This is a genomic window from Parabacteroides sp. HGS0025, from assembly GCF_000969845.1.
GTDB classification, from domain to species: Bacteria; Bacteroidota; Bacteroidia; order Bacteroidales; family Tannerellaceae; genus Parabacteroides; species Parabacteroides gordonii.
Genome location: NZ_KQ033902.1, coordinates 1,180,420 through 1,194,025, shown reverse-complemented (window position 1 = coordinate 1,194,025; position 13,606 = coordinate 1,180,420). Strand labels below are relative to the sequence as shown.

Sequence of the window (13,606 nt, the reverse complement as noted above, 5' to 3'; positions counted from 1 at the left end):
TGTAAAAGAGAACTTTGCATAGCGTGAATTTGTTTCTTACGAGAATAAACTGCGCGAATACAATGGCTGAACCTCTATTGTATTCGTGCTTTCTTTTAAATAACAAGTAAAGAAAAAGTAGTCATGAAAGAAAAACTGTCCGTTTTAGCTATTCTCGTATGTTGCATTTCATTGTTTATCGGTTGCAGCAATAATCAAAAGAAAGTAACGAATACCGTTGAAGTACCCAAAGCTATCCAAAGTTTCCTCAACCAAAAGTATCCGAATGCCACCGTCCTGGAGTTCGACAAGGAAAAGAATGGCCCTGAGGTAGATATAAAGGATAAAGGCATTCGCAAAGAGGTTTTATTCAATGCAAATAATGAATGGGTATACACCCAATGGGATATTCGTCCCGAAGATGTCCCGGTAGTTGTTATGGATGAGCTGGCAAGTTCTGCCTACAACCAGTATAAGGTGGAAGAAGTCGATGCCGTAGAGAAGCCAGCCGGTATGTTCTATGTATTCGAGCTGAAGATGGATAACAACGAAGTCAAGCTGACTTTCGATGCAAAAGGACAACTGATAGAATAGGCAAATCCTCACTTTGCCACAACGAATGCACAATAATGCCATAGGCGTGGCACATTTGTGCACTAGGTAATGCACTTTTGTGCAACAGGCATGGCACAAAAACCAACCTAAACAAAACAGCCTGTCCGATAAGGCAAAGTGCCATACCGGACAGGCTGTTTTTATACGTTATAACTGTTTTACTTAAAGTGGAACTTCTCCCAGGTATAAACCTTTGGAGAGTCTTTTATAAAAGGAGTAACCTTTTTCCGGTCTTCCTTACTCAGATACAGAGGCGTCGTATAAGTAGCCGTCAGTGTCAGGTTATCCGGGCTCAGGTTATACTGTATCAGATTCATATCCAGACGGGATGCCGCATCCTGAAAAGCATTGCTGTTTTTGTCGGTATCCTCTTTGATAAACCAGTCTGCATCGACAGGAGTAAACAGATCGGAAACAGCCAGAGGTTCCCAGTCTGTTGTAAAAAACTCTACCTGGCTATCCGCAACCGGGCCATTCACCGTTCTTACCATACAAATGACATTCGTATTATTCACCAAAGGCAATAGCTTCATTTCTATTGTACTCCGCTCGGTAGCCTTTAAAGACAAATAGTCTGAAGTCAGACTGTCAAGGGAAGAAAAGCCGTTCATCGTATTCTTCAGACGGGCTTCCTTACCGGATTTGTACAGATCAACCAGATCCTTACGCCAGGCATTCTCCAATTGAGGAATGTTCTGGTCAGGCATTGAGATAAATACAGCAGCCATATCCTGTGCCTTCGCACCCAAGGCAAACACACAAATCAATATAGAAAAAATAAGTCGTTTCATATCTATTATCTATTTCGTCCCCAAATATAAGAATATCATTCCTAACAACACAAGGAATAGGTCTATCGCCTTGCTCTTTAAGTTTTTTTCATGGAAGAAGAGGGCACCGGCAATGAAAGTGACGAGTACGTTACTTCGGCGTATCATGGATACGATCGAGATCATCGAGTCGGGGAAACTTAAGGCATAGAAGTAGATCCAGTCGGCAATGATCAGGAAGACCGAGATGAATACAATGTTCCAGTGCCAAACGAAAGGTGTACTCTTTTTACGTTGCGGATACCACAGCAACAGCAGGATCGGCAACATGATAAGACATTGATAGACATTAAACCAGACTTGCACCGTCATCACATCCATACTTGCCATCAGATGTTTGTCGTACAAGCCGCTCATTGCCCCGGTCAGGATGGATATCACCGTGAAAAAGATCCATTTGTTATGGGTAAAGTGAATCCCTTCCTTTCTTCCCGATGAAGAAAGCATATAGAAAGAAGCGATCGACAACAAGACCCCGATCCATTGATACACATTCAGTCGTTCACCGAATATCACCATTGCCCCGACCAGTGTCAGGACAGGTTGCGTTGCCTTGATAGGCCCCGTGATAGTCAACGGCAGATGCTTCAGTGCAAAATAGCCGGATATCCACGACGACAAAACAATGACAGCCTTGATAAATACGGCTACATGTGTCTCGAAGGAGACGCGCGGCACATAAAACATCGTATCGTCCAGCACCGACGTGCAGAACGACAAAAATATAAAAGGAACGAAGATAAGGCTGCTTATCAACGTATTCAGAAACAATACCGGAATTACGGCATTCCCGTTCAGGGAAATCTTCTTATTCACCTCATAACATCCCAACAGGAATGCAGAGGCGAATGCTAATGCTACCCACATATATTAACTATTAAACAATTCTTCGGGATAAGTTACATCCACGAGAAAAAGTGCATGACCGGGTACGGATGTACCGGCTTTACATCTGTCTTTTGCCTCTATTACTTTACGAAAACCTTCTATCGTCAATTTGCCCCGCCCTACTTCGAGCAACGTACCGACAATGGCACGTACCATATTACGCAGGAAACGGTCGGCCTGTACTGTGAATACCCAGACATCCCCCTCCTGTTCCCATCCTGCCTGGTAAATACGGCAGTTGTTTGTTTTCACATCCGTATGCAACTTGCTGAAACTGGTAAAATCGACAAAGTCGAACAATACCTTACACGCTTCATTCATCGCATCGAAATCCAGCTTCCCGGTCATTCGATACACCAGCTCATAATTGAACGGGTCTTTCCTCGTAGTCACATAATACTTATAAGTGCGGGAAGTGGCATCGAAACGGGCATGTGCTTCGGGGCGTACCGGGACGATCCGGTAAATGGCAATATCCTTCGGAAGCAGACGGTTCAACTTCTCCGCCAGGAAAGGCAAGTCGGCTATCGGTTCCTCCCAATCGAAATGGGCGATCATCGTACGGGCATGCACTCCCGCATCCGTACGTCCCGCCCCGACGATGGGAACCGGCTGACGCAACAAGGTGGCCAGTGCCTCTTCTATACATTGTTGTACCGTGATACCATTGGGTTGCACCTGCCAACCGCTGAAATTCTTGCCGTTATAACCTAAATATATAAAGTACCGATTCACGTCCGGATGTATTTGCTTTTATTATTCGGCGCAAAGGTAACAGAATTCTTGCCAGGAGATTGCCTGTACGCCCAAAAAAGTGTACTTTTGCGCTCTCAAATCGTTAAAACAAAACTATCTGACATGTTTGAAACATTGCTTCAGTCCTCCTATTTTTCCCTGTTCCTGATCGTTGCATTGGGATTTGTTTTAGGCAGGATACAGATTAAGGGTCTTTCACTTGACGTATCAGCCGTCATTTTCATTGCACTTTTGTTCGGTCATTTCGGAGTGATTATTCCTAAAGAACTGGGGAACTTCGGACTCGTGTTATTCATCTTTACCATCGGCATACAGGCCGGCCCCGGATTCTTCGATTCGTTCCGGTCGAAAGGGAAAACACTGATCATACTGACTTTACTAGTCGTAGGCTCGGCCTGTCTGACAGGATTGATATTCAAATATGCTTTAGATATCGACACAGCAAGCCTGGTCGGGTTGATAGCCGGTTCACTGACCAGTACACCTGGTCTGGCAGTTGCCATCGATTCAACTCAATCATCTTCAGCCTCTATTGCCTACGGTATCGCTTATCCGTTCGGGGTGATCGGGGTTATTCTATTTATCAAACTGTTACCTAAGATACTGCGTATCGATCTGGTAGCAGAAGCCAAAGCATTAGAAGCCAAAAGAAAAGGGAAATATCCCCCTTTACATACTGCCGCGTTTCGTATCGTGAACAGTAATATTTGTGGCAAGACGCTGGCACAGTTGCAAATCCGCAGCATGACCGGAGCGGTCGTTTCCCGCATCAAACATGACGATAAGACAATTATACCAACAGCCCAGAGCGAACTGAAAGAAGGTGACCTGATCAAAGCTGTTGGCAACGACAAATCGCTTGATCAACTGGAAATACTGGTAGGCGAACGCATCAAAGGCGACCTGCCGTTCGAAAGCACACAGGAACTTCAATCCATGCTTATTACCAATAAAAACGTAATAAACAAGACATTGGGTTACCTAAATATACAAGGTACATTCAGTTGTACCGTTACCCGCATCCGCCGAAGCGGTATCGATCTTCCTCCCGAACCGGATCTGGCTTTGAAGTTCGGTGACAAACTGATGATTGCCGGTGAAAAGGAAGATCTGAAAGAGCTGGGTCAACTGCTTGGAAATAATGAAAAAAGACTGTCCGATACAGACTTCTTCCCGATTGCAGCCGGTATCGTATTAGGAGTCTTGTTCGGCAAACTGAACTTGTCGTTCTCCGATTCATTTTCTTTCTCTCCGGGTCTGACGGGCGGTATTCTGATGGTAGCACTTGTATTGAGTGCAATCGGTAAAACAGGGCCGATCATCTGGTCTATGTCCGGATCTGCCAACCAGTTGCTTCGCCAGTTAGGATTATTGTTATTCCTGGCAGAAGTAGGAACATCGGCAGGTGTCAACCTGGTTTCCACCTTCCAGGAAAGTGGATGGACTTTATTCGGTGTCGGAATGGCTATCACTATGGTACCGATGATTGTTGCCGTGGGATTCGGTTATTGGGTATTCAAAATCAATATACTCGACCTGATCGGAACCATTGCCGGTGGTATGACCAGTACGCCCGGACTTGCTGCCGCCGACTCTATGTCCGACAGCTCGGCACCCAGCATTGCTTATGCTACGGTGTATCCGATCGCCATGGTTTTCCTCATCCTGTTTATCCAATTAATCGCCAGTTTGGTCGTCTAACCGGCATTCTATATAAAAACAAAGGCTTGTAAGCTTGATTTTTAGCTTATGAGCCTTTGTTTTGTATTTTTTATCTTATATTTGCAGATACCATAAACAATACATCTATGACTATGCAAATGAACGAACAATTTGACCTTGCCTTCAACTTCTTACAGAACACCGGTACGCACCTCTTTCTGACAGGAAAAGCCGGAACCGGCAAAACTACGTTTCTGAAAAGATTAAAAGAAGTCTCCCCTAAACGTATGATCGTTGTTGCGCCTACAGGGGTTGCCGCCATTAATGCAGGCGGCGTTACGATCCATTCATTCTTTCAGCTGCCTTTCGGGCCTTACATTCCTTCGGTCAGTGCAGCCGGGAACCAGTCGAATAACTACTCCAACAAATTCAGCCGGGATAAAATAAATATCATCCGGAGCCTGGACTTGCTGGTGATAGACGAAGTCAGTATGGTACGTGCCGACCTGCTGGATGCGATCAGCGACGTACTCTGCCGCTATAAAGATCGTACGAAACCTTTTGGCGGTGTGCAATTGCTGCTTATCGGCGACCTGCAACAACTTGCTCCCGTGGCCAAGGATGAAGATTGGAACCTGCTAAAAGACCATTATGCTTCGACCTTCTTTTTCGATAGTAAAGCGCTTTCGGAAAGTACTTATTTCAGCATCGAGCTCACGCATGTCTACCGTCAGAGCGACAGTGTATTCATCAACCTGCTGAACAATATACGTGAAAACTGTTTCGATGATGAAACATTGCAACAGCTCAACCGGCGATATATCCCCGACTTCAATCCCGACGATAAACAAGGATATATCACGCTTACGACACATAACTATCAGGCTCAGCAGATCAACAACCGGAAACTGGCCGAACTGCCCGGCAAATCCTACCGGTTTACCGCGGAGATAAACAACGACTTTCCGGAATACTCCTACCCGACCGATGATAACCTGGAACTAAAATGCGGTGCCCAGGTGATGTTCGTTAAAAACGATTCTTCGGGAGATCATCGTTACTACAATGGAAAGATCGGAAAGATCGTCTTTATCAACCCGAACAAAATCACGGTAGTCGGGGAAGACGGGAATGAGATACAGGTGGAAAAAGAGACGTGGAGCAACGTCAAATACACCATCAACCAGGAGACAAAAGAAATTACCGAAACGATTGCGGGGACATTCAGCCAATACCCGCTGAAAACGGCCTGGGCCATAACGATTCATAAAAGCCAGGGGCTTACTTTCGAACATGCTATTATCGATGCATCGGCCGCCTTTTCACACGGACAGGTATATGTAGCACTCAGCCGTTGCAAAACACTGGAAGGATTGGTTCTTAGCAGCCCGATCACCCGTAATGCCATGATCAAGGACTTGCGGATACAGGAGTTTTCTTCTTCCGTAGCCGAAAAACAGCCGGGGAAGGAGCAGTTGGAGAAAGCGCAACAGCATTATTTCGAAGAATTGGTGACGGAGCTTTTTAACTTCGGCTCCATCCAGCAACGTCTGCAATATGCCGCTTACATGGTTTACACCCATTTGCAGAAACTATATCCGGAACTCAACACACAATATGCCAATACACGGGATGCATTCCGTTCGGTAATAACAGAAGTAGGCGGACGTTTCCAACAACAACTGAGCCGCATGATCTCGGAGAACCCGAACTACCTGCAGGATGAAATGATCCAGGAACGCGTCAGGAAAGGGGTTGCTTATTTCATAGAGCATATCGACAGCCTGTGTTCTTCTCTCGAAGAAAATTCGGCAGTCGAGATAGACAACAAAGAAAGCCGGAAAGCAGTGAATAATGCCATCGGCAAGTTTACGGAAGAACTTCATTTGAAGCAGGAGACATTGAAAGCCTGTAAAGAGGGCTTCAGCATTGCCCGTTATCTCTCAGCCAAGTCGAAAGCGTCAATCGAACCGCCTGCCGCTGCAAAGAAACGTTCGGAACGTTCATCGCAACCGGCCAAAGCAACCATATCGAGCGATATATTACATCCGGAACTCTATAACAGTATCAAACGATGGCGGTATGAACTGGCTACAGAAAAAGAACTGCCACCGTATACCATTCTGCAACAAAAGGCATTGCTGGGTATTGTCAACACACTACCAACCAATTCGAGGGAGCTACTGGCAATCCCCGGGATCGGAAAAAAGGTCATAGAGAATTATGGGAGCATACTGCTGGGGCTTGTGGAGGAGTATAAAAAGCAATTGGAGTGATAAGGCAGGAAACTCAAAGGTAGCACTATAGTGTCGGTTTACCCGACACTATAGTGCTAAATATACCAACACAGTAGTGCCGGATATAGTGACATAGGCATGCTACTTTTTCAGCTCAAAGCCTAACAGCATCCCGTCATACTCGCTGGCCAGTTTATTCACTAACTTCAACGTGGAATTATCAGAGATGGAAGATACTTTTGTCAGAAAATCCAATAACTTATCAGCATTAAAGAGTAACGACAACTCATCGCCGGAGATAACGACATGAGCCGTTAAAGTCATCACTTTCAGTTTTCCGCCTAAAGCGTATTTTAATTCAACCGTCTTTTCATCCTGATTAATGGAGTAAGTTCCTTTCAGGGTCTTTTTCTTCAATGCATTGGTAAATGTACTGTCGCTATTGAATACATAATTGAACATACCTTCGATTATACCGACTTTGGCACAATACGTTTTCAGTTTCTTTTCCAATTCCCCGGCAGCTACACTTCCGGCCACATTCTTCAAGGCGTTATCTCCTTCCAGCTGGACAGCCGGATTTACATACGTCCACGTTCCTTCCAAATTCTGAACGGTCAGTTTCTTTCCACCTGTCACAGAAGTAACAGCATCCTTCACAGTCGACGAGTTCAACAGGTCTTTCAACGATTGTCCGTAAGCCTGACCGGATACAGACAGCAGGCTGCACACGGCAACCATTATAATCCACACTTTTTTCATTTCTCTAGTTTTACTCTTTTTAAAAACGTACAAAGATACAAATATTATCCCTACATTTGCTTCTCGCATTTATTTACATCGGGAAGCATCTTAAACTTAACAATATAAGTCTTATGAGAAATCTAACTAAACGCATTTGCATCATGCTTATTTGCTCATTAGCCTATCTAAACGGACAGGCGGCTGTCGATCCGGCCACCGTGCAATCGGCCATCAGCGTATTGACCGCCAAAGACAACGAAAACAAAGCCGGTATCGAAAAAGGAGTCAACCAGGTAGCCCGTCTCTGGCAGGAAACAGATGGCGACGAAAAAGCCTTCCGCTCTTTTTGTGAAGAAAATTATATTGCCGACCCGGACGAAAAGTATCAGGTTTTCCTCAAAATCAGCGACTATATCGAGGGTATCAGCGGTCATTTCAATGAGATGTCGCTACGCTTACAGAAAAATCTACATCTGGATAACGGTCCGTTGCTCCCCATCGATGAGAAGTTCGGTTCATATAGTCCTTCCAGCCATTTGAGCGATGACCTGTACAATAACAAAATAGCTTTTATCATCGCACTAAACTTTCCTCACCTTACCCTTGAAGAAAAAGAAGCACTAGGCACCGATCGCAAAGCCTGGGCCTATGCACGTCTGGGCGACATGTTCACGGAACGGATCCCCGCCGCATTGTTGCAGGCAGCTTCCAACGCAGAAAGCGATGCCGACATTTATATCTCCCAGTATAACATTTACATGGGTCATGTAATGAACAAAAAAGGTCAGCACCTGTTCCCTAAAGACATGATCCTGTTGTCGCACTGGAACCTGCGTGATGAAATCAAGGCAAACTACAACAAGGGGAAAGAAGGACTCGACAAGCAACGCACCGTTTACGAAGTGATGAAACGGATCATTTCACAGGATATTCCTGTCGAAGTAATCAACTCAGGGACGTATGAATGGAACCCATATACAAACATGGTACAGTTGGACAATAAGGAAGTAAAAACGAGTCCCGAATCGACAGTCCGTTATCAGAAGATGCTGAACAACTTTAAAGCTATGCAAGGCATTGACAAATATACGGGGAATACCTATATCGACCGTAAATTCAACGACGATATGGAAGTCGCCTTGCAGGATGTTGAAAAACTGTTCGATGAATTCCTGTCCGCTCCCGAATTGAAAGAAGTCGGCAAAATGATCTCCAAACGTCTGGGACGTAAACTGGAAGCTTACGATATCTGGTACGATGGCTTCAAAGCCCGCAGTAACCTCGACGAGACTAAACTGGACGCACAAACGCAGGCCCTTTACCCGGATGCGGCAGCTTTGGACAAGAAGTTACCGGATATTCTTATGAAACTGGGATTCAGCGCCGAACGGGCCAACTATCTGGCCGACAAGATCACAGTCGATGCCGCTCGTGGTTCAGGCCATGCCTGGGGAGCTGCCATGAAAGGACAACAGTCACGTCTCCGCACACGTATTCCTGAAGCAGGAATGAATTATAAGGGATACAACATAGCCATCCATGAATTCGGTCACAATGTGGAGCAAACCTTATCGCTTTATGATGTAGACTATTATATGTTGAGTGGCGTTCCGAACACGGCCTTCACCGAAGCCCTGGCTTTCGTATTCCAGAAACGTGATCTCGAAATATTAGGCATCACCGACCCGAATCCAGAAAAGAAAGCGATGGACGTGCTGGATAAGATATGGTCGATGTATGAAATATGCGGTGTATCCATGCTGGATATTTCTGTATGGAAATGGATGTATGCACATCCGGATGCAACTGCCGGACAGCTGAAAGAAGCAACGATCGCATTATCGAAAGAAATCTGGAACAAATATTATGCCCCTGTTTTCGGTGTGAAGGACGAGACGGTGCTGGCCGTTTATTCGCACATGATCAGTTATCCGTTGTATTTGTCGGCCTACGCATTCGGACAAATCATAGAATTCCAACTTGACCAGTATCTGGAAGGCAAGAACTTCGCAAACGAAGTAGAACGGATTTTCCGCCAGGGACGTTTAACCCCTAACCAATGGATGATACTGGCAACAGGCAGTCCGCTAACCGTAGAACCGATGCTGGAAGCTGTCAGGCAGGTTATTAAGTAAATGATATAAAATGATATTGCAGAATCGCGCCATAACTGTAAATGAGAACGACGGACTACCGTTACCCAAGCGTTACTGGGCCATATTAGCCACCGCATTAGGTGTCGGGATGTCCGTCATCGACGGAACCATCGCCAATGTGGCCCTGCCGACCATCGCCCGCGACCTGGGGACATCTCCGTCTGTCACGATCTGGGTAGTCAACGCTTATCAGTTGGCTATCACCATTTCGCTCCTCTCCTTCTCTTCGTTGGGGGATATTTACGGTTACCGGAGGATTTACTTATCAGGGATCTTGCTGTTCAGCATCACTTCAGCGATCTGTGCTCTTGCCGACTCGTTCTGGATGCTGACAGCCGCCCGTATCTTACAAGGGTTCGGAGCTGCTGCCATTACAAGTGTAAACACAGCGTTGCTTCGGATCATTTATCCCAAACGTTTCCTCGGGCGGGGTATGGGAATCAATGCCCTGGTCGTCGCGGTGTCGATAGCAGCCGGGCCGACTATTGCTTCCATCATCTTGTCTTTAGGTTCCTGGCACTGGCTTTTTGCCATCAATATCCCGATCGGCATGGCAGCTTTGGCGATCGGCCTGATGCACTTGCCGGCTAATCCGGTAAAAGTAACAGGCAGACGCTTTGACAAACTCAGTTGCGTGATGAATGCGTTTACTTTCGGCTTGTTGATCTTCTCGCTTGAAGGTATTGCCCACAGGGAGAATCTCACATTAATCATAGGAGGGATCGCAGCTTTATTCATACTTGGATATTTCTTTGTTCGTCGCCAGCTGAAACAACAATTTCCATTACTTCCGGTCGATCTGATGCGCATTCCGATCTTTTCCATGTCGATCGGCACCTCTATCTGTTCTTTTACCGGACAAATGCTGGCCATGATTTCTCTCCCCTTCTTCCTGCAAGGTTCGCTTGGACGCAGTGATGTTACTACCGGATTACTTCTTACTCCCTGGCCGCTTGCCACAATGATTATGGCACCACTTGCCGGACGGCTGGTAGAACGTATCCATGCCGGAATATTAGGGGGCATCGGCATGACGATATTCGCCACAGGGCTTTTCCTGCTTGCCGTTCTCCCCACCGACCCTACCAATATGGATATTATATGGCGTCTCTTCATTTGTGGCGCCGGCTTCGGTTTATTCCAGACTCCGAACAACAGTACGATCATCTCGTCTGCCCCGGCCAACCGGAGTGGCGGTGCAAGTGGAATGCTGGGGACTGCCCGTTTATTGGGACAAACATTGGGAGCGACCTTAGTTGCCATGATATTCAACCTGGTACCCAATAACAGTACGCAAACCTGTTTATACCTGGCTACCGGATTTGCTGTTGCCGCAGCGATCGTCAGCAGTTTAAGAGTTTCACAACCAAGGCCGCTGAAAGGTTTTAAGTAACGAACATACACAATGACCTGAATATTCAGTAGCGATCTTACTTGTTTTTGTAAAGCAAATTATTATATTTGCTTTACAGAACGCAACTTTATTTTTATTACTTAATCGGTCAAGAATATGAGGAATCACATTACATGCCTATTTATGCTATTAGCTTTATGCCAAGTGAAAGCACAACAAACAAAATTACCAAGTGAGCGGATCTTTATATATCCTGAACAGTCCTCTTATGACCCGGGAGATACAGTACGAGTTTATGGTCAGCTATTTGCTTCAAGCAGACAGCAACCATTTTACAGCCAATATGTATACGTTGAACTATTCAATCCCAAAGACTCCGTGCTCATCCGCAACAAAATAAGATGTGATAATGACGGCTCTTTTAGCCTACCGGTCATTACAGACTTCGACTGGCCTAAAGACATCTATTATTTACGGGCCTATACCCGGTTAATGCAAAATTTCCACCCTGAAAGTTATCCGGTAACAGAATTGCCACTCGGACTGAAACCCTTTATTTCTGAAGAAAACGTTCCGGGAGTAAAATGTTTCTTTTATCCGGAAGGTGGACAATTAGTGGATGATGGAGGAGCACAGAACATGACCGTCTATTTCACTGACGGTAACGGAATGCCATTACAAATCCCATTCATTCTATTGAGTAAAACAGATACGCTTTTCCGTGCCGCCTCTTCTCTCTCCGGACTGCAAACCATTCGCTTCTATCCATCAAAAGATAAAGAATACAGCTTATCCGTCAACTACAAAGGAGAGGATTTCTCATTCTCCATTCCGGATAGAACTGAAAACCATACACTCCAAGCCATATTGAGTAGAGAAGAGATAAGATACAAAATACTTCCGGAAAACAAGCGGATAAACAAAGAACGGCTTTTCATTTTCCACCCCGCAACAGGACTGGAAGAAATGGTATTGACGGAAAAACAGCGTGCCGGGATCCTGAATATACCACAGAAAGAATCAGGATTATATATATTATTCCTTACCGACGAAAATGCAAATCCAATAGCACAATGCGCTTTATGGAAAAAGAGGGATATCCCCGACATTGCCTTGGCGCAAAATGAATATCTACCCGGAGAAAGAATACTTTTAAAGACAGATTATCCGGCAGCCAAAGTACATTACCGTGTTTTGAAGAAAGGTCAGATGATGGCTCCCGGAGGTATGCAGTCTGAGTTTGATTGCGAATTGCTATCGCCTGTGCCCTTTCCCAAAAGTTGTTTCACTTACAACAAAGGGGAGACAGAGCAAGATCTGGAGGCCTGGCTTCGTACCGCCCGGTTTATCCGGTTTGATCTACCCAAAGTTCTAAATAAAGATTTTCAGTATAAATACCAGCCGGAAATACAAACCGTATTCAGAGGGCTGGTGACAAGAAAAAGCAGCAAACCACTACGAAACGGAACGATCGTTGCCTACAACACAATGACCAACCTGGTTAACGAAGGCATAATAGACAATAACGGCCGATATACATTAACTGTAGATGACTTTGAAGAGGGCGATCGTTTTTTCCTACAGGCACATCCACCAAAAGGGACAGCCGACTTTTACGATTATACACCGGACAATGACACCTTCCCGCCGGTAATCAATCGTTTACGAACAAATCTATTCAACCGGAAATATGCGGAAACAAATGTAAGCTATCAGGACAGTAGTGGATTTTTTTATCAGGTTGACAATTTAGGTAACCGTGATTATTTGATACCTGAAATAACAGTAAAGGCGAGAACCAAACGTGATAAATATATCTCAACCGAAAAGTTTTACAAAACAAACTACATAGATGAAGAAGAAATGGAGAAACACAATTATACCAAATTAGAGGATATTATCGCAGACATGCCCTATATTCATATAGCCTGGAATGATGACAGCAATCCCCCGGAACCTATACTAGTAAGTACACGAGGAATCAGTACTTTAAAAGGAGGGGCTATTGTAATATTAGTCGACGGAAAAAGAATGACATTAGAAGAAGCCCTGAATATAGTATCACCTCAGCAAATTGCGACAGTTGAATTACTCCGTCCCTGGCAAACCAACGCAATGACTTTCGGTGCTATTGGCGGCGCATTCTCCATCACCACCAAAAGAAACAGGGGTGCAGAAAACGTTATCAGCAAAGGATTTTACTATTATCCCATCGGACTGACACAGGGTAACAGAAAGCAGAAAGACAATATTATAGCTCCCTCTTCTCCCGGATCTTATGAGTTACTGGTAGATATGGTTACAGAAAGGAATGAAACTTTTTCTTATAAACTACCTTTCACAGTCCGTTAAATTCCACTCAATAAAAAAAAAGCCATTCCGCTG

10 protein-coding genes are annotated in these 13,606 nt (G+C 45.0%); 6 read left to right on the top strand and 4 right to left on the bottom strand.

Annotation, left to right across the window (positions count from 1 at the left end):
- Nucleotides 1–123 precede the first annotated feature (123 nt).
- On the top strand, nt 124–573 hold the full coding sequence (locus HMPREF1212_RS04205; protein WP_046148537.1) for a PepSY-like domain-containing protein: 450 nt from the start codon (nt 124–126) through the stop codon (nt 571–573).
- A 179-nt stretch (nt 574–752) separates the two neighbouring features.
- Here HMPREF1212_RS04205 and HMPREF1212_RS04200 read toward each other — a convergent pair whose 3' ends face one another.
- Genes HMPREF1212_RS04200 through truA form a run of 3 tightly spaced genes read right to left on the bottom strand, consistent with a single transcriptional unit; the run spans nt 753 to nt 3,047 of the window.
- Nucleotides 753–1,385 carry a DUF3256 family protein gene (locus HMPREF1212_RS04200; protein WP_028726239.1) on the bottom strand — a complete coding sequence of 211 codons (633 nt, stop codon included), beginning with the start codon at nt 1,383–1,385 and terminating at the stop codon, nt 753–755.
- A gap of 9 nt (nt 1,386–1,394) precedes the next feature.
- Nucleotides 1,395–2,291 carry a DMT family transporter gene (locus HMPREF1212_RS04195; protein ID WP_046148536.1) on the bottom strand — a complete coding sequence of 299 codons (897 nt, stop codon included), beginning with the start codon at nt 2,289–2,291 and terminating at the stop codon, nt 1,395–1,397.
- A gap of 3 nt (nt 2,292–2,294) precedes the next feature.
- Nucleotides 2,295–3,047 (bottom strand): tRNA pseudouridine(38-40) synthase TruA, encoded by a 753-nt coding sequence (truA, locus tag HMPREF1212_RS04190; RefSeq protein WP_046148535.1) that lies wholly within the window; start codon nt 3,045–3,047, stop codon nt 2,295–2,297.
- A 123-nt stretch (nt 3,048–3,170) separates the two neighbouring features.
- Between truA and HMPREF1212_RS04185 the strand changes: the two genes are divergently transcribed.
- Together HMPREF1212_RS04185 and HMPREF1212_RS04180 are read left to right on the top strand one after the other, a co-directional pair.
- Nucleotides 3,171–4,769 carry an aspartate:alanine exchanger family transporter gene (locus tag HMPREF1212_RS04185; protein WP_046148534.1) on the top strand — a complete coding sequence of 533 codons (1,599 nt, stop codon included), beginning with the start codon at nt 3,171–3,173 and terminating at the stop codon, nt 4,767–4,769.
- Between the two features lie 113 nt (nt 4,770–4,882).
- Nucleotides 4,883–7,006 (top strand): HRDC domain-containing protein, encoded by a 2,124-nt coding sequence (locus tag HMPREF1212_RS04180; protein ID WP_046150228.1) that lies wholly within the window; start codon nt 4,883–4,885, stop codon nt 7,004–7,006.
- A gap of 102 nt (nt 7,007–7,108) precedes the next feature.
- On the opposite strand, the gene HMPREF1212_RS04175 is transcribed toward HMPREF1212_RS04180, so the two are convergent.
- The gene (locus tag HMPREF1212_RS04175; protein ID WP_046148533.1) at nt 7,109–7,729 is read right to left on the bottom strand and encodes a DUF4923 family protein; all 621 of its coding nucleotides are present in this window, start codon (nt 7,727–7,729) and stop codon (nt 7,109–7,111) included.
- Between the two features lie 113 nt (nt 7,730–7,842).
- Here HMPREF1212_RS04175 and HMPREF1212_RS04170 point away from each other — a divergent pair, with 113 nt between their 5' ends.
- The 3 genes from HMPREF1212_RS04170 (at nt 7,843) to HMPREF1212_RS04160 (ending at nt 13,573) form a co-directional block, all read left to right on the top strand.
- Complete coding sequence (locus HMPREF1212_RS04170; RefSeq protein WP_046148532.1) at nt 7,843–9,846, top strand: hypothetical protein; 2,004 nt, start codon at nt 7,843–7,845, stop codon at nt 9,844–9,846.
- A gap of 10 nt (nt 9,847–9,856) precedes the next feature.
- Nucleotides 9,857–11,260 (top strand): MFS transporter, encoded by a 1,404-nt coding sequence (locus HMPREF1212_RS04165; RefSeq protein ID WP_046148531.1) that lies wholly within the window; start codon nt 9,857–9,859, stop codon nt 11,258–11,260.
- A gap of 165 nt (nt 11,261–11,425) precedes the next feature.
- The gene (locus HMPREF1212_RS04160) at nt 11,426–13,573 is read left to right on the top strand and encodes a TonB-dependent receptor plug domain-containing protein (protein ID WP_157316947.1); all 2,148 of its coding nucleotides are present in this window, start codon (nt 11,426–11,428) and stop codon (nt 13,571–13,573) included.
- Nucleotides 13,574–13,606 lie beyond the last annotated feature (33 nt).

Bases quoted from the DNA above. Each gene is read 5' to 3' on its own strand.
- HMPREF1212_RS04200 (WP_028726239.1), bottom strand. From the start codon at position 1,385: ATGAAACGACTTATTTTTTCTATATTGATTTGTGTGTTTGCCTTGGGT.
- HMPREF1212_RS04195 (WP_046148536.1), bottom strand. From the start codon at position 2,291: ATGTGGGTAGCATTAGCATTCGCCTCTGCATTCCTGTTGGGATGTTAT.
- HMPREF1212_RS04205 (WP_046148537.1), top strand. From the start codon at position 124: ATGAAAGAAAAACTGTCCGTTTTAGCTATTCTCGTATGTTGCATTTCA.
- HMPREF1212_RS04170 (WP_046148532.1), top strand. From the start codon at position 7,843: ATGAGAAATCTAACTAAACGCATTTGCATCATGCTTATTTGCTCATTA.
- HMPREF1212_RS04180 (WP_046150228.1), top strand. From the start codon at position 4,883: ATGCAAATGAACGAACAATTTGACCTTGCCTTCAACTTCTTACAGAAC.
- HMPREF1212_RS04175 (WP_046148533.1), bottom strand. From the start codon at position 7,729: ATGAAAAAAGTGTGGATTATAATGGTTGCCGTGTGCAGCCTGCTGTCT.
- HMPREF1212_RS04185 (WP_046148534.1), top strand. From the start codon at position 3,171: ATGTTTGAAACATTGCTTCAGTCCTCCTATTTTTCCCTGTTCCTGATC.
- HMPREF1212_RS04165 (WP_046148531.1), top strand. From the start codon at position 9,857: ATGATATTGCAGAATCGCGCCATAACTGTAAATGAGAACGACGGACTA.